General features: G+C 71.5%; 13 protein-coding genes, 2 tRNA genes and 1 pseudogene. 8 read left to right on the top strand and 8 right to left on the bottom strand.

Annotated elements, in window-relative coordinates; genetic code table 11:
- Window positions 1-236, bottom strand: a pseudogene (locus BM430_RS30200) (IS110 family transposase); the annotation flags it as partial.
- Between the two features lie 279 nt (window positions 237-515).
- On the opposite strand from BM430_RS30200, the gene BM430_RS30195 reads away from it, so the two are divergent.
- Entirely contained in the window at window positions 516-1,745 is a 1,230-nt protein-coding gene (locus BM430_RS30195) for an ABC transporter substrate-binding protein (protein ID WP_093570911.1), read from the top strand.
- Complete coding sequence (locus tag BM430_RS30190; RefSeq protein WP_093570910.1) at window positions 1,742-2,404, top strand: glutathione S-transferase family protein; 663 nt, start codon at window positions 1,742-1,744, stop codon at window positions 2,402-2,404. Before BM430_RS30195 ends, BM430_RS30190 begins: the two co-directional genes overlap by 4 nt.
- Before the next feature lie 7 nt (window positions 2,405-2,411).
- Here the strand turns inward: BM430_RS30190 and BM430_RS30185 are convergent, their stop codons facing one another.
- From BM430_RS30185 to BM430_RS30165, 5 genes are all read right to left on the bottom strand, one after another.
- On the bottom strand, window positions 2,412-3,302 hold the full coding sequence (locus BM430_RS30185; RefSeq protein WP_093570909.1) for a LysR family transcriptional regulator: 891 nt from the start codon (window positions 3,300-3,302) through the stop codon (window positions 2,412-2,414).
- 223 nt (window positions 3,303-3,525) lie between these two features.
- A complete protein-coding gene (locus BM430_RS30180; protein ID WP_244539727.1) occupies window positions 3,526-3,810 on the bottom strand; it encodes a hypothetical protein in 285 nt (94 codons plus the stop codon).
- Window positions 3,811-4,045: 235 nt separating this feature from the next.
- A tRNA-Ala gene (locus BM430_RS30175) sits at window positions 4,046-4,121 on the bottom strand.
- A gap of 88 nt (window positions 4,122-4,209) precedes the next feature.
- A tRNA-Ala gene (locus tag BM430_RS30170) sits at window positions 4,210-4,285 on the bottom strand.
- 214 nt (window positions 4,286-4,499) lie between these two features.
- Complete coding sequence (locus BM430_RS30165; protein WP_093570907.1) at window positions 4,500-4,889, bottom strand: TIGR02300 family protein; 390 nt, start codon at window positions 4,887-4,889, stop codon at window positions 4,500-4,502.
- A gap of 171 nt (window positions 4,890-5,060) precedes the next feature.
- Between BM430_RS30165 and aroA the strand changes: the two genes are divergently transcribed.
- From aroA to BM430_RS30150, 3 genes are all read left to right on the top strand, one after another.
- On the top strand, window positions 5,061-6,410 hold the full coding sequence (aroA, locus tag BM430_RS30160; RefSeq protein ID WP_093570906.1) for a 3-phosphoshikimate 1-carboxyvinyltransferase: 1,350 nt from the start codon (window positions 5,061-5,063) through the stop codon (window positions 6,408-6,410).
- Window positions 6,411-6,418: 8 nt separating this feature from the next.
- Complete coding sequence (cmk, locus tag BM430_RS30155; protein ID WP_093570905.1) at window positions 6,419-7,051, top strand: (d)CMP kinase; 633 nt, start codon at window positions 6,419-6,421, stop codon at window positions 7,049-7,051.
- 287 nt (window positions 7,052-7,338) lie between these two features.
- Window positions 7,339-8,961 (top strand): ABC-F family ATP-binding cassette domain-containing protein, encoded by a 1,623-nt coding sequence (locus BM430_RS30150; protein ID WP_093570904.1) that lies wholly within the window; start codon window positions 7,339-7,341, stop codon window positions 8,959-8,961.
- A gap of 131 nt (window positions 8,962-9,092) precedes the next feature.
- On the opposite strand, the gene BM430_RS30145 is transcribed toward BM430_RS30150, so the two are convergent.
- Window positions 9,093-11,609, bottom strand: a complete 2,517-nt coding sequence (locus BM430_RS30145) for a sensor domain-containing protein (protein WP_093570903.1) — start codon at window positions 11,607-11,609, stop codon at window positions 9,093-9,095.
- 171 nt (window positions 11,610-11,780) lie between these two features.
- Entirely contained in the window at window positions 11,781-14,270 is a 2,490-nt protein-coding gene (gene hrpB, locus BM430_RS30140; RefSeq protein WP_093570902.1) for an ATP-dependent helicase HrpB, read from the bottom strand.
- A 188-nt stretch (window positions 14,271-14,458) separates the two neighbouring features.
- Here hrpB and BM430_RS30135 point away from each other — a divergent pair, with 188 nt between their 5' ends.
- From BM430_RS30135 to BM430_RS30125, 3 genes are all read left to right on the top strand, one after another.
- Window positions 14,459-14,755, top strand: a complete 297-nt coding sequence (locus BM430_RS30135; RefSeq protein WP_093570901.1) for a hypothetical protein — start codon at window positions 14,459-14,461, stop codon at window positions 14,753-14,755.
- A gap of 214 nt (window positions 14,756-14,969) precedes the next feature.
- Entirely contained in the window at window positions 14,970-15,440 is a 471-nt protein-coding gene (locus tag BM430_RS30130) for a YbaK/EbsC family protein (RefSeq protein WP_093570900.1), read from the top strand.
- A 147-nt stretch (window positions 15,441-15,587) separates the two neighbouring features.
- Window positions 15,588-16,583 (top strand): magnesium transporter CorA family protein, encoded by a 996-nt coding sequence (locus tag BM430_RS30125; RefSeq protein WP_093570899.1) that lies wholly within the window; start codon window positions 15,588-15,590, stop codon window positions 16,581-16,583.
- Window positions 16,584-16,586 lie beyond the last annotated feature (3 nt).

The following is a 16,586-nucleotide window of genomic DNA, read 5'->3' as shown; positions in this document are numbered from 1 at the left end:
TAGGCCGGCGGCAGCAGGCGCACCTCGTGGCCCAGAGCCCGGATCTGGCGCGCCCAGTGATGGGCGGTGGCGCAGGCCTCCATCGCCACGATGGTGGCGGGGATCTTCTTGAGCGCCGGCAGCAGCTTGTCGCGCGAGACGCGCTCGGTGCTCACCACGGCGCCCTGCGCGTCCTGGGCCTCGAACTGGAAGACGGACTTGGCGATGTCCAGGCCGATGATGCTAATCTGCGTCACGGACGGTCTCCTCGGTTGGGTGTCAGACGACCTCAACCTGGCACTTATGATGCCGGCGGGGGCCGTCCACCCCAACATCCCGGGGCTCGCCTGAAAGGCGAGAACCCGGGATCCATAACCGCTGACGTTTGAGGACGAGGCGGAACGCGTCGAGCTGCGTTCTGCACCCTCGGCGGTTATGGATCCCGGGTTCCGCTTTCGCGGCCCCGGGATGACGAGGAGGATGACAGAACGTCCGGCGACCAACGACCGGATGCCACACACTACCGGGAGGACACGATGCCGACATCCACGCTCCGCCGAACCTGCCGCGCCCTGGCGCTCGCCGCCGCATCCCTGCTCACCCTCGCCCAGGCCCACGCGGCCTCGCCGCCCACCCGCGTCACCCTGGGCGTGCTGAACGACCGGGCCGGGCCCTATTCCGACCTCGCCGGCGATGGCTCCGTCGTGGCGGCCGAGATGGCTGCCGCCGACTTCAAGGCGCAGAATTCCGGTTTCGACATCCGGGTCCTCTCCGCCGACCACCAGAACAAGCCCGATATCGGCGCCGGCATCGTGCGCCAGTGGATCGACCGCGACGACCTCGACGTCGTGCTGGACGTGCCGTTCTCCTCGGTGGCGCTCGCGGTGCACCAGATCGTGCGCGAGAAGAACCGGCTGATGATCAATTCGGGTGCGGGCGCCTCGGAGATCACGGGAGCGCTCTGCTCGCCCAACACCATCCATTGGACCTACGACACCTGGGCGCTCGCCAACGGCACCGGCGGCGCGATGGTGCGCTCGGGCGGCGACACCTGGTTCTTCATCACCGCCGACTACGCCTTCGGCAAGGCGCTGGAGCGCGACGTGTCGGAGGTGGTCGAGCGCAACGGCGGCAAGGTGCTGGGCTCGGTCCGCCACCCGGTCGCGGCGACCGACTATTCCTCCTTCCTGATTCAGGCGCAGGGCTCGAAGGCCAAGGTGATCGGGCTCGCCAATGCCGGCAGCGACACGATCAACACCATCAAGCAGGGGGCCGAGTTCGGCGTCGCCGAGGGCGGGCAACGCCTCGCCGGCCTGCTGGTCTTCCTGAGCGACGTGCATTCCCTCGGCCTCAAGGTGGCGCAGGGGCTGGTGCTGACGGAGGCCTTCTACTGGGACCTCAACGACGGCACCCGGGCCTGGTCGCGCCGCTTCGCCGAGCGCCACAAGGGCCGGATGCCGACCATGGTCCAGGCCGGCGTCTATGCGGGCATGATGCACTACCTGAAGGCCGTGAAGGCGACCGGCAGCAAGGATCCGGCGACGGTCACGGCCGAGATGCGCCGGGTGCCGGCGGAGGATCCCCTGTTCGGCCGCTCCGAGGTGCGGCCCGACGGGCGGGTAACCCACCCGATGTACCTGTTCGAGGTGAAGAAGCCCTCCGAGTCGAAGGGCCCCTGGGACTATTACCGCCTGGTCTCGACCATCCCCGCCGACCAGGCCTTCCGGCCGCTCCAGGCCGGCAACTGCCCGCTGGTGACGAAATGAAGCTCCATCACTGCGTCGGCGCCCGCTCGTTCCGGCCGCTCTGGGCCCTCGAGGCGCTGGACCTGCCCTACGAGCTGGCGATGCTGCCGTTCCCGCCGCGGGTCCACGCCAAGGAATACTTCGCCCTCAACCCGCTCGGCACGATCCCGCTGCTGGAAGACGGCGAGACGCGGATGACCGAATCGGCGGCGATCTGCGAGTACTTGGCGGCGCGCCACGGCGCCGGGGGGCTCGGTGTGCGGCCCGACGAGGCGGAGTACGGCCGCTACCTCAACGCGCTGCATTTCGGCGAGGCGACCCTGACCTTCCCGCAGACCCTGGTGCTGCGCTACGGCCGGTTCGAGCCGCCGGAGCGGCGCAATCCCGGCCTCGTCGAGGATTATGCGCGATGGTTCCTGTCGCGGCTCAAGGGCTTCGGCACGGTGCTGGGCGACCGCCGCTTCGTCTGCGCCGGCCGCTTCACCGCCGCCGACATCAGCATCGGCTACGCCCTGATGCTGGCCGAGTTCGCGGGCTTGGGCGATCAGCTGCCGGACTTCGCCAAGACCTACTGGGAGGGCCTGAAGGCCGAGCCGTCCTACGCGCGGGCGCTCGCGGCCGAGCAGCGGGCGGCCGTGGCGCAGGGCGTCTCGCCGGTGCCTTCGCCGCTCGGCGGCTGACGCTCCATCAGTTCAGGAGTTCGGTGGCGCGCAGGCGTGCCACCGCGAGGTCGACGAAGGTCCGCACCTTGGCGGGAGCGTGCCGCCCCTCCGGATGGAGCACGTGGATCGGCAGCGGCTCCTCCTCGTACTCGGCGAGGACGATCTGAAGCCGGCCCTCGCGCAGGGCGGGGCCGATCTGGTAGTGCAGCACCCGCGTCAGCCCCCAGCCGGCGAGCGCGGCGGTGATGCAGGCCTCGTTGGTGTTGGTCTCGAGCGCCGGACGGATGGTCATCCGCTCGTCGTCCTTGAAGCGCCATTCGGGCGAGGCCCAGGACCCGGTCGAGACCGCGATGCGGTGCTGCTTCAGGTCCGCGGGCCGCGCCGGCGCGCCGGCCTGCGCGAGGTAGCCCGGCGCCCCGCAGACGACGCGGCGCACCGCCCCGACCCTCAAGGCGGTAAGGCCGGAATCCGGCAGGTGGCCGATGCGGATGGCGACGTCGATGCCCTCCTCGACGAGGTTGACCGGCCGGTCGACGAACAGGGTGCGCGCCGTCATCGCCGGGTAGGCGTCGAGATAGTCGGTGACGATCGGCAGGACGTGGATGTGGCCGAACAGGATCGGCGCCGTCACCGCGAGCGTGCCCGAGGGCATGCCGTAGAGTCCCGCCGCCGCGGCCTCGGCCTCGGCGATGTCGGCCAGGATGCGCCGGCAATCGGCGACGTAGCGCGCCCCCGCCTCGGTGAGCTTCACCGACCGGGTGGTGCGCACGAACAAGCGCGCGCCGATCGCCTCCTCCAGAGCCGCCACCGCCCGGGTCACGACCGGGGGGCTCAGATGCAGGAGGCGCGCGGTCTCGGCGAAGCTCTCCGTCTCCGCCACCTTCGCGACGATGCGCATCGCCTGCCATCGATCCACGGTCGATCGCTCCTCGTTCGGTTGCAGGCTCCGACGCTGACCGCGATCTGCGGCCATGCGCCGGAATGTCCGTCGATCGCCGGCGGGAGGGCCGGTCCGTCTCACGCCTCGACGGATGGGGCGGGGCGCCGCCTCCGGAGCCAGGTCGTCGCATCCAAGAAGTTCGGTCAAGCCCCGCTGCGATCAGCGGGCAAGGTGAGGCATTCGCGGAGGCGATCGGGTGTCACGGGAAGAACAGCTTGACGAGAGCGGCGGTGCCCCCGATCAGCGCGGCGGTCGCCGCGACGCTGGCGGCGACGATCTGCCAGGGCGCCAACATGCGGTCGCGTTCCATCTTGGCAGCTTCCGCCTGAAGCTTGGCCTGCTCGGACATCAGCTTACGCTGCTCGGCGACGAATTTCTGCGTCTCCTCGATTGACCGGAGGACGCGGGCGATTTGTTCCGCGGTATCGAGCGACGCGTCGGCCATCCGGAATGCCCCACGGTCCGGACCGGGATTGCCCGTCATCGTGTCCGCAATATTCGGACGGGGACGACCGCCGTCAAGGACTCGCCGGATCGGGTTCCGAACTCCATCGGCCTGACCACGCGAAGGGTCGGGATCAGGGCAGGGCAGTCTCGGGAGAAAAAACTCTATGAGCGAGTCGGAGCCATCCACGCCACGACCCGCACTCGGCGCATTCTGATCGACCGAATAAGGTCGCCGACGCAAACAACATCAAAGTCAGATCGGATGGAGGGGATGGTGGAGCTTAGCGGGATCGAACCGCTGACCTCCTGCATGCCATGCAGGCGCTCTCCCAGCTGAGCTAAAGCCCCATCCGTCAGCCGCGGCGCTGGGTACGCCGGCGGGTCTCGTTGATCGCTGGCTGCGATCCGGTCGTATCAGGCAGAGCCTGAGGTGGTTTGGTGGAGCTTAGCGGGATCGAACCGCTGACCTCCTGCATGCCATGCAGGCGCTCTCCCAGCTGAGCTAAAGCCCCACGCTGCAGGACGTATGGGATCCGTCCCGGAACCGGTGCGGCGCCCCCTCGCGGGGTCGCCGTCGGTGAGCGGCGGTATAGGGGGGTGTGGCGCCGGACACAAGCCCTCGGGGCGGGTCTTCGCGAAGTTTTCGTGACCGTCGCGAATTCTACAGAAAAACCAGTGCGTTGGGCGAAGGCGGGCCCCGCCGCCATCGCCCGAGGCACCGAAAAATCAGGATTCCTCGTCGTTCTCGATGTCGCCGTCGATGAGGTCGGAGACGTCGTCGCCGCTCTCCTCGTCCTCCTCGAGGAAGGTGTCGTCGTCGCCGCCGGCATCGGCCACGTCGGCATCGTCGTCGTCGACCGAGACGTCGTCACCGCCCTCGGCGGCCTCGACCTCGTCGAGGGAGACCATCTCGGGGGCGCCGGCCTCCTCCTCGGTCTCCTCCTCGCGCGGGGCGCGGTTGGCGATGGCCGGGGCGGGGACGCGGGTGCTGGAGAGGGCGGCGACCTGATAGACGGTGCCGCATTTGGGGCACACGGCAGGGTCCCTGCTGAGGTCGTAGAACTTCGCGCCGCAGCTCATGCACTGGCGCTTCAAGCCGAGTTCCGGTCTGGCCACGGTCGTCACGTTCCTGTCGATGTCTGATAAGAGTGGGTCCGGTTAGTCGCGCCCGTCAGCGCTGTCAAATACCTGTGGGGCCGGCGGATGACGCGGCGATGCCCGCGTGGTAACGACCCGGCCGTTTTCCCGCGCTTTCTTCGCGATTCTCGAGAACCAGGCCGTCTGCCCGTGTCGCACGATTCCACTCCGTCCCCGATCACCGCCCAGGCCGGGACGGCCCTGCGGGGCCGGCTGCGGCCGCCCGGCGACAAGTCGATCTCGCACCGGGCGATGATCCTCGGGCTGCTCAGCCTCGGCGAGACCCGGATCGAGGGCCTCCTCGAGGGCGACGACGTGCTGCGCACCGCCGCCGCCGCCAAGGCGCTCGGCGCCGGGATCGACCGCGACGGCGAGGGACGCTGGCGGGTGCGCGGCGTCGGCGTCGGCGGCCTCTCGGACCCGGAGGGCGTGCTCGATTTCGGCAATGCCGGCACCGGCTCGCGGCTGATGATGGGCGTCGTCGCCGGCCACCCGGTCACCGCGACTTTCGACGGCGACGCCTCGCTCCGCAAGCGGCCGATGCGGCGGATCCTCGATCCGCTGGTGCAGATGGGCGTCACGGTCGTCGAGCAGGCCGAGGGCGGCCGGGTACCGCTGACCCTGCGCGGCCCCCGCGAGGCGGTGCCGATCACCTATGAGAGCCCGGTCGCCTCGGCGCAGGTGAAGTCGGCGGTGCTGCTCGCCGGGCTCAACGCACCCGGCGTCACCACGGTGGTGGAGGCGGCCGCGACCCGCGACCACACCGAGCGGATGCTGCGGCTGTTCGGCGCCCATGTCGAGGTCGAGGCGATCGGCCCCGGCGGCCACGGCCGGCGCATCGCGCTCACCGGCCAGCCGACGCTGAAAGCCACCGACGTGGTGGTGCCCGCCGATCCGTCCTCGGCCGCCTTCGCGCTCGTCGCCGGGCTCGTGGTGCCGGGCTCCGAGGTGGTGATCGAGGGAGTGATGATGAATCCCCTACGCACCGGCCTCCTCACCACGCTCTTCGAAATGGGCGGCGACATCGAGCGGCTGAACGAGCGCGAGGAGGGCGGCGAGACCGTCGCCGACCTGCGGGTGCGCCACAGCCGGCTCACGGGCGTGACGGTGCCGCCCGAGCGGGCGCCGGCGATGATCGACGAGTACCCTGTGCTCGCGGTGGCGGCGTCCTGCGCGCACGGCACGACCCGGATGCAGGGCCTGCACGAATTGCGGGTGAAGGAATCCGACCGTCTCGCCGCGGTGGCGGCGGGGCTGAAGGTCAACGGCGTCTCCTACGTCGTCGAGGGCGACGACCTGATCGTCCACGGCGACGGCACGGCGCCCCAGGGCGGCGGCACGGTCGAGACCCATCTCGACCACCGCATCGCCATGGCGTTCCTGGTGCTCGGCATGGTCGCCCGCCGGCCGGTGACGGTCGACGACGGCGCGATGATCGCGACGAGCTACCCCGCCTTCCTCGCCGACATGCGGGCGCTCGGCGCAGGCCTCGACGCATGAGGGCGCCGATGATCATCGCGATCGACGGGCCGGCGGCCTCCGGCAAGGGGACGCTGGCCAAGCGCCTAGCGCAGCATTACCGCCTGCCCCACCTCGATACCGGGCTGCTTTACCGGGCCGTGGCGCTGACGCTCCTCGACGCGGAGCGGGACCTCGCCGATGCGGCCGCGGCGGCCGCCGCCGCGCAGGCGCTCCAGCCGGCCTTCCTCGCCGATCCGCGCCTGCGCGGCAGCGCCATGGGCGAGGCGGCCTCGATCGTCTCGGCGCAACCAGCGGTGCGCGCCGCGCTCCTCGACTGGCAGCGCCGCTTCGCCGGCTCGGCCGAGGGCGCCGTGCTCGACGGGCGCGACATCGGCACGGTGGTCTGCCCGGACGCCGCCGTGAAGCTGTTCGTGACCGCCTCGGCGGAGGAGCGCGCCCGGCGCCGCCATCGCGAGCTCGACGGCCGCGGCGATCCGGTTCCCTACGAGGCGGTGCTGGCCGACATCCTGCGCCGCGACGCCCGCGACGCCGACCGCGACGCGGCCCCCTTGCGGGTGGCGGAGGATGCGGTGGTGCTCGACACCACCGCGCTCGACGCCGACGCCGCCTTCCGGGCCGCCACCGACGTGGTCGACGGGCGGGGCGGACATCAGGGGTAACCCCCAGCCTGACCCCTTCCCACCCACGACCTCATCCTGAGGTGCGAGCGTAAGCGAGCCTCGAAGGAGGCCTCCAGAGGCCATGGCGCCCGCTGGAAGCCTCCTTCGAGGCTGCTGCACGCAGCAGCACCTCAGGATGAGGTCGAAGATGGGAAGGAATGAAGCCTGTCGGTCATGCCGACCATGGTTTGGGGTGCCGTGACACCCCTCCGCCACGAAGCCGTGGCAGATCTTCCTCGACCTCGCGCGCGATCCGCCGCGCCCTCCATCTCGGACACCCGCCTCCCATGATCCGCCTCGACAAGATCGCCAAGCAGAACGGCAACCAGCTCCTCTTCATCGAGGCCTCGGCGGCGTTGCAGCGCGGCGAGAAGGTCGGGCTCGTCGGCCCCAACGGCGCCGGCAAGACGACGCTGTTCCGGATGATCACCGGCGAGGAGCAGCCCGACGAGGGCCAGGTCTCCTCCGACCGCGGCATCACCATCGGGTATTTCAGCCAGGACGTCGGCGAGATGGCCGGCCGCTCCGTCCTGTCGGAGGTGATGGACGGGGCCGGCCCGGTGAGCGAAATCGCCGCCGAGCTGCGCGAGATCGAGACGGCGCTCGCCGATCCCGACCGGGCCGACGAGATGGAGGCGCTGGTCGAGCGCTACGGCGAGGTCCAGGGGCGGTTCGAGGAACTGGGCGGCTACGCGCTCGAGGGCCGGGCGCACGAGGTGCTGGCCGGCCTGAGCTTCGCGCCCGAGATGATCGAGGGCGATGTCGGTGCCCTGTCGGGCGGCTGGAAGATGCGCGTCGCGCTCGCCCGCATCCTGCTCATGAACCCCGACGTGATGCTGCTCGACGAGCCGAGCAACCACCTCGACATCGAGAGCCTGATCTGGCTCGAGGACTTCCTCCGGGGCTTCGACGGCGCCCTGCTGATGACCTCACACGACCGAGCGTTCATGAACCGGATCGTCGGCAAGATCATCGAGATCGATGCCGGCTCGCTCACGACCTATTCGGGCGACTACGCCTTCTACGAGCAGCAGCGGGCGCAGAATGAGGCGCAGCAGCAGGCGCAGTTCGAGCGCCAGCAGGCGATGCTGGCGAAGGAGATCAAGTTCATCGAGCGCTTCAAGGCGCGCGCCTCGCACGCCGCCCAGGTGCAGAGCCGGGTGAAGAAGCTCGACAAGATCGAGCGCGTCGAGCCGCCGCGCCGCCGCCAGAGCGTCGCCTTCGACTTCCCCACGGCACCCCGCTCGGGCGACGACGTGATCAGCCTGAAATCGGTGCGCAAGAGCTACGGCAGCCGCACGATCTACGACGGGCTCGATTTCGGCATCCGCCGCAAGGAGCGCTGGTGCGTGATGGGCGTCAACGGCGCCGGCAAGTCGACGCTCCTGAAGCTCGCCACCGGCACGACGACGCCGGATGCCGGCTCCGTCACGATCGGGGCCAGCGTCAAGCTCGGCTACTTCGCCCAGCACGCGATGGACATCCTCGACGGCGAGCGCACGGTGTTCGAGTTCCTGGAGGACTCGTTTCCGCAGGCCGGCCAGGGCTCGCTGCGCACGCTCGCCGGCTGCTTCGGCTTCTCGGGCGACGACGTCGAGAAGCGCTGCCGGGTGCTCTCGGGCGGCGAGAAGGCGCGGCTCGCCATGGCGCGCATGCTCTACGACCCGCCGAACTTCCTCGTCCTCGACGAGCCGACCAACCACCTCGACGTCGGCACCAAGGACATGCTGATCGCCGCGCTCGCCCAGTACGAGGGCACGATGCTGTTCGTCTCGCACGACCGGCACTTCCTCGCCGCCCTGTCGAACCGGGTGCTGGAACTGACGCCGGACGGCATCCAGCAATATGGCGGCGGGTATTCGGAATACGTCGAGAAGACCGGGCGGGAGGCGCCGGGCCTGCGGCACTGAGGAACGAACCCGGCCCGGTTCGTCTCGACGCTTCCGAACCCCTCCTGGTCATCCCGGGGCCGCGCAGCGGAGCCCGGGATCCAGACACGCAGGTGCCAGAGAACGAGACGGAGCGCGATTCGCCTTGTCCGTCACCGTCGGCGGCTCTGGATCCCGGGTTCCGCTTCGCGGCCCCGGGATGACCCTGAGGGCGAGAAAGCCGTCGGGGAGGGCTGAACGATCCCGTCCTCCGTCAGCATCGGCGCCACCGCCTCCGACGGGACCGGCCGGCTGATGAGGTAGCCCTGCACCTCGGTGCAGCCGGCCTCCCGCAGATGCGCCAGCTGCTCCTCGGTCTCGACGCCCTCGGCGGTCGTGGTCATGTCGAGGCTGTCGGCGAGCGTCGTCACCGCCCGCACGATGGCGAGCGCGTCGGGCCGCACCGCGAGGTCGGCCACGAAGGCGCGGTCGATCTTGATCTTGTCGAACGGGAAGGCCCGCAGGTAGCCGAGCGACGAGTAGCCGGTGCCGAAATCGTCCATGGCGATCCGCACGCCGAGCCGTTTCAGGCGGTGCAGGATGGCGAGGGTCGAGGCGTTGTCCTGCAGCAGCACGCCCTCGGTGATCTCGAGTTCGAGCCGGTGGGGATCGAGCCCCGCGTCGCGCAGGGCCGCGATCACGGTGGCGTCGATGTCGCCGCTGCGGAACTGCACCGGCGAGAGGTTGACCGAGACCCGGAGGCTTGTCGGCCAGCGCGCCGCCTCGCGGCAGGCCTGGCGCAGGACCCACTCGCCGAGCGGCACGATCATGCCGGTCTCCTCGGCGATCGGCACGAAGGCGGCGGGGCTGACCACGCCGCGGACCGGGTGGTGCCAGCGCACCAGCGCCTCGAACCCGGCGATCCGGTTGGTCGCCAGGTCGAGGAACGGCTGGAACGCCAGGGCGAATTGCTGCTCGGCCAGCGCCGCCCGCAGATCGAGCTCGACGCTGCGCCGGGTCTGGATCGCCGCGTCCATCGCGGGCTCGAAGAAGCGGTGGACGCCTCTCCCTTCGGCCTTCGCGCGGTAGAGCGCCATGTCGGCGGCCCGCAGCAGGCCCTCGGGATCCTGCCCGTCGGTCGGGCCGAGCGCGATCCCGACGCTGAGGCCGACCGCGACGCGCTGGCCGTCGATCTCGTAGTCGCGCCCGACCGCCTCGATCAGCCGGCCGGCGAGGCGCCCGGCGCGGAAGCGCGAGGTCGGCCGCAGGACCAGCGCGAACTCGTCGCCGCCGAGCCGGGCCAGGGTCGCGAGGCCGGCCTCGTCGCGGATCGCCGCGGTGAGCCGGGCGGTCGCCTCGCGCAGCAGCTTGTCGCCGACGGCGTGGCCGAGGGTGTCGTTGACGGTCTTGAACCGGTCGAGGTCGAGGCACAGCACCGCCGTGGCACCGCCGGAGGCTGGCGCCTGCGCCAGGGCCTCGGCCAGGCCCTCGTGCAGCAGGGCGCGGTTGGGCAGGCCGGTCAGCGCGTCGTGGTGCGCCATGTGGACGATCTGCGCCTCGGCGCGCTTGGCGGCGGTGACGTCCTCGTGCACCGTCACGAAGCCGCCCTCCGGGGTCGGCGCGTAGGTGACGGCGACGACCCGCCCGTCAGTCAGCGTCTGGTCGAGCCGGTAGCGGGTGCGGGCGGCCAGCCGCTCGCTGACCTGGACCCAGGCCTCCTCGGGCCGCAGGCCCGGGAAGTTGCCGGCCTCGGTGCGGCGGTGAATCAGCTCCTCGGCGGTGATGCCCGGATGCACCGTCTCGGGCGACAGGCCGTAGAGGTCGAGGAACTGCCGGTTGACCACCGTGACCCGGTGATCGGCGTCGAACAGGACGAGGCCGTGCGACATGTGGGCGAGGGCATGGTCGAGCCAGCGGTTCTGCTCGGCTAGGCGCGCATCGGCCCGCGCCCGGTCGGTCGCGTCCTCGTGCACCACCAGGGTGCCGCCATCCGGCAGCGGCGCGATCGTGGTCTTGAGCAGGACGCCGTCCGGCAGGTGCCGCTCGCGCTGGAGCCGGACCCGCTGCGCGATGCGCGCCGACACGTAGTCCCAGGCCTCGTCGGGATTCAGATGCGGATAGTTGCCCGCGCCGGCACTGGTGCGGATCATGCGCTCCAGGGGCGTGCCGGGGCGCAGCAGCTCCTGCGGCAGACCGAAGAGGTCGCGGAGCCGCTCGTTGTGGGCGGTCAGCCGCAGGTCGGCATCGAACAGGCTGACGCCGAGGGGCAGGTTCTCCACCACCGCCTCGAAGCGTCGCGACTGCTCATCGAACCGTCGCGACTGCTCCTCGCAGCGCCGCGCCCGTTCGAGTTCCGCCACGGCCGGCCCGGACAGTTCGGCGCCGAGCCCGCGCCACCCCGTGACGGTCCCGTCCGCGGCGAGCAGCGGCGCCCCGCCGAACCGGAACCAGCGGGTGCGGCCGTCCCGGTGCCGGTGCGGCCGGATCACGTCCCGGAACGGGATCGGACTGCGGAGCGGCGCATCGTCGTCCGGATCGCCGTCGAGCCCCGGCCAAGGGCGCCCGAGCGGCTCGGCCGCGCCGGTCAGCGCCGCGAAGCGCCCGTGCACCCTCGTCAGCCGCAAGCCCGCGTCGGTCTCCCAGACCCAGTCGGCGGCGAGGATGTCGAGATCGAGATCGTCGGGCAGCATCACGCGGTCTTCTACGGGCGCCCCATGAATCTCACGAAATCGCTGCGATTTCCTTTCTCGGATTGTATCGGCGGATTTCTGCTACCTGTGGGTCGGGGACCCACGGGGAGACGGGCGACCGTCGGCACGGCGCGAAGCGTCTGCCGCGGTCGGCGGACCGGATCCATCGCCTCACGTCCCCCGCGGCTTCGCCCGCCGGGTCGGCGGGGCGGAGGTCGGATCCTCGGGCCAGGGATGGCGGGGATACTGGCCGCGCATGTCGGCGCGCACCGCCGCCCAGGAGCCGCGCCAGAAGCCCGGCAGGTCGCGGGTGATCTGGATCGGGCGCTGGGCCGGCGAGAGCAGGTGCAGCACGAGCGGCACGCGTCCGCCGCCGATGGTCGGGTGGCGGGTGAGGCCGAACAGCTCCTGCACCCGCACGGCCAGAGCCGGCCCGCCCTCGGCGGCGTAATCGACCGGGATGCGTGAGCCCGTCGGGACCTCGAGATGGGTCGGCGCCTCGGCGTCGAGCCGGGCGCGCAAGGACCACGGCACGAGGTCGTGCAGGGCGTCCGAGAGCCGGTCGGCGCCGATCTCGTCGAGGCGGGTGAGGCCCGAGAGATGGGGCCCGAGCCAGTCGGGCAGGGTCTCGGCGAGGTGGGCATCCGACAGATCGGGCCAGGGCTCGCCCTCGGCAGAGCGCAGGAACATCACCCGTTCGCGCCATTGCTGCGCCGCCTTCGACCAGGGCAGGGCACCGATTCCGAGCGTGGCGAGGCCGCGGGCCAGGATCGCGGCGCTGTCCGCGTCGGGCGGGACCGGCAGGATCCGCTCGGCGAGCGCGACGGCGCCGAGGCGGCGCTGCGCCCGGGCGCGCAGGGCCCGCGCCTCGGGATCGAACTCGACCCGGGTGCGGGCCTCGATCCGGTCGGCAAACAGCGCCTCGATGGCCGGCAGCGGGATAGGCGCGGCGGCCAGGATGCGCGCGGCCGAGGCCTTGCCGACGATCTCGGCCACCGCCAGGAACGGCTCGCGGGCGAGGCCGGCGGCGGGGTCGAGGGCGGCGCCGCGGCCGTTGGCGAGGATGTACTCGCCGGGCCGGCCGCGGGCCCGGGCGATCCGGTCCGGGTAGGCGAGCGCGAGGAGCGTGCCGGTGTCGGGCGTCTCAGCCTCCGCCGCCGCGACCATGCCCGTCGCCAGTTTCGCCCAGCCGGCGGCGAGGCGGCGCATGTCCTCGGCCCGGCCCGATCGGTCGCGGCGATAGCGCTCGACCCGCTCGGTGAGGTCCACGGCATCGCCGCCGAGGCCGCGCTCCACCAGGACGGCTGCGAGGTCGGCCGCGTCCCGCGCCGCCGCGCGGCCGCGCTCGGCGGCGCTCACCACCATGCGGGCGAGGCGCGGCGGCAGGGGGAGGGCGCGCAAAGCCCGGCCGGCCGCGGTCAGGCGGCCGTCGCCGTCGAGGGCGTCGAGGCCGGCGAGCAGCGCGCGGGCTTCCGCCAGCGCCGGAGCCGGGGGCGGATCGAGGAAGGGCAGGGTCGTCGGGTCGGCGACACCCCAGGCGGCGCAGTCGAGCACCAGCCCGGCGAGGTCGGCGGCCAGGATCTCGGGCCGGGTGAAGGGCTCCAGCGCCCCCGTCGCCGCCTCGGCCCAGAGCCGGTAGCACACGCCGGGTTGCGTGCGGCCGGCGCGGCCCCGCCGCTGGTCGACCGAGGCGCGGGAGGCGCGCTGGGTGACGAGGCGGGTCAGCCCGAGATCCGGCTCGTAGACCGGCACCCGGGCGAGCCCCGAATCGACCACCACCCGCACGCCCTCGATGGTGAGCGAGGTCTCGGCGATGGAGGTGGCGAGCACCACCTTGCGCCGTCCCGCCGGGCTCGGGCGCACCGCCCGGTCCTGCTCCGCCCGGTCGAGGGCGCCGTAGAGCGGAGCGAGATCGACATCGGGAAAATCGGCGAGACGTTCGCGCAGGCGCTCCTCGGTGCGCCGGATCTCGGCCTGGCCCGGCAGGAAGGCCAGGACCGAGCCGGGCTCGGCCCGGAGCGCCCGCATCACCGCGTCGGTCACCGCATCCTCGATGCGCTCGCGCGGGTCGCGGTCGAGATGGCGGGTCTCGACCGGGAAGGCCCGGCCCTCCGAGACGATCACCGGCGCGTCGCCCATGAGAGCCCCGACCCGGGCGCCGTCGATCGTCGCCGACATCGCCAGGAGGCGCAGGTCCTCGCGCAGGGCCTCTTGCGCATCGAGCGCCAGCGCGAGACCGAGATCGGCGTCGAGGGAGCGCTCGTGGAATTCGTCGAACAGAACCGCGGCGATCCCGTCGAGCTCGGGATCGTCGAGGATCATGCGGGCGAACACGCCCTCGGTGACGACCTCGATCCGGGTGCGGGCCGAGACCTTCGAGCCGAGGCGCACCCGCAGGCCCACCGTCTCGCCGACCGCCTCACCCAGGGTCGCGGCCATGCGCTCGGCCGCCGCCCGGGCGGCGAGGCGGCGCGGCTCCAGGAGGATGATCCGGCGGTCGCCGCGCCAGGGCGCCTCCAGGAGGGCGAGGGGCACCCGGGTGGTCTTGCCGGCGCCGGGCGGAGCCACCAGCACCGCGTTGGGCCGGCCGGCGGGCTCCGCCAGGGCGGTGGCGACGTCGCTGAGGACGGCATCGATCGGCAGGGAGGGAACGGCGCGCATGGGCGCCGGGATGGCGGAGGCGCGCCGGGCGCGCAAGCCCGGACCGCAGACCGGCAGGCCCGCGCCAGCCCTGCGTAGTCTCTACGGAATTTTTCCCGATGATTTCCGATGTCGCAACGGAACCGCGCGCAGGGCGGAAGATTGACGGTTGGGTTGGCCGAGGGGGCCACCGGCTGGAGAATATCGCGATGAAGTCCCTGACCCTGGCGCTGGCGGCGAGCGTTCTGTTGGGCGGTCTCGCCATGACACCGGCCTCGGCCGCCGTGACCGGTCCGGCCCCGGCCGTCGCCGGCGCGGAGTCGACGGTCGAGCACGTCGCCATGCGCCGCCACCACCACTATCACCGCATGAAGCGCCACGACCGCCACATGCGCCGTATGATGCGCCGGAACACCATGATGCGCGGCAGCCCGAATGCCCGCAACCCGTCGCGCCCGGGCTTCCAGCAGCAGCTCGGCAACACCACGGGCGGCCCGCGCTACTGAGCGGCATGGCGGGCGCGCGACGCCGCGCGCCCGTAACCGCGTGGTCTCCATCGGGATGCGACGCGGGACTTGCAAGAGGAGACTTGCAAGACGGGATTTGCAAGACGGGACTTGCGCGCGAAATCACGCTGGGCGAGGGGAGTCGGACCGGCTTCCCTCGATCGTTTGAGAGCCCCTCCGTGACCGCTTTCTCCCCGCGCGGGACCACCCGCCGATGAGCCTCGCTTCCGTCAAGGCCGACCTCGCCGCGCGCGCCCCCGATCTCACCGTGCTTGAGACCGAGGCAAGCTCCGCCACCGTGGCCCTCGCAGCGGCCGCCCACGGCGTCGAGCCCGCCCGCATCGCCAAGACCCTTTCCTTACGCCTCGGCGAGCGCGTGGTGCTGCTGGTGGCGCGGGGCGACGCCCGCCTCGACAACCGCAAGGCCAAGGCCGCCTTCGGGGTGAAGCCCCGGATGCTCGGGGCGGAGGAGGTCGAGGCCATCACCGGCCATCCGGTCGGCGGGGTCTGCCCCTTCGGCCTTGCCACGCCGCTCCCGGTCTATTGCGACGTCAGCCTCAAGGCCTTCGACGAGGTGGTGCCGGCGGCGGGCTCCCCCCACAGCGCCGTGCGGATCACGCCCGACCGCATGGCCGCGCTGACGGGGGCCGAGTGGATCGACGTCTGCCAGCCACCCGAGGCGTGAGCGGGGATCCATTCAAACGAAAACAGCGGGCGGCTGTGGATCCGACGTCATCGACATCCAGGCCCCCCGTGACCTAGCTGTCACGGAGCCTTCAAGCGGCCGGGCCACAAGGCCTCTCCGTCGCGTCACCGTCGTCCGAGACCGCCCTTGATCTTCGTCCATCAGCCGAATGCCTGCGCCAGCACCGGTCAGCCGCTCCTGGAGCGGCGCCTGCTCGAGATGTCGGAGCCGATCCCGCCGGACGCGCTCTGGATCGACCTGATCGAGCCGACCCGCCAGGAGGACCACAAGGTCGAGGCTTTCCTCGGCATCTCGATCCCGACCCGGGAGGAGATGCAGGACATCGAGCCCTCGGAGCTGCTCTACGTCGAGAACGGCGCCCGCTACATGACCGGGCGGCTCCTGTGCCGGGTCGACACCGACGACGCGCGGCTCACCGGCGTCACCTTCATCCTGCGCGACAACAAGCTCGCCACGGTGCGCTACGACGATCCGCAGGCGTTCCGGATGTTCGTGCACCGGGCGGCGCGGCCGGCGGGGGTGATGCTGACCGGCGAGGCGATCCTCGCCGGCCTGATCGAGACCGTGATCGACCGCGCCGCCGACGTGCTCCAGCTCCAGGGCGAGCGGATCGACCAGCTCTCGCGCCGGATCTTCGCCGAGCATTCCGACCCGAGCGCCCGCAACGCCGAATTGCAGGACACCCTGCGGGCGCTCGGGCGCCACAACGAGCTCCTGTCGCAGCAGCGCGAGAGCCTGGTCTCGGTCGAGCGCATCCTGCTCTCGCTCTCGGCGAGCTACCGGGCGAGCAAGGCGCCGCGCGAGATCCGCGAGGAGGTCCGCTCGACCCTGCGCGACCTCCAGTCGCTGGAGGAGCATGCGAGCTTCCTCTCGGGAAAGATCCAGTTCCTGCTCGACGCCACGCTGGGCCTCGTCAACCTCGAGCAGAACAACATCATCAAGCTGTTCTCGGTCATGGCGGTGGTGTTCATGCCGCCGACCCTGATCGCCTCGATGTACGGCATGAACTTCAAGGTGATGCCGGAGCTCGACTGGGGCTTCGGCTACCCGATGGCGGTGGTGATGATGGTGGTGGCGGCGATCCTGCCCTACGCCTTCTTCCGCTGGAAGCGCTGGCTGTAGGGG

Source organism: Methylobacterium sp. 174MFSha1.1, assembly GCF_900116815.1.
Taxonomy (GTDB): domain Bacteria; phylum Pseudomonadota; class Alphaproteobacteria; order Rhizobiales; family Beijerinckiaceae; genus Methylobacterium.
The sequence above is the reverse complement of the archived record's forward strand: the minus strand, read 5'-3'. Positions and strand labels throughout refer to the sequence as shown.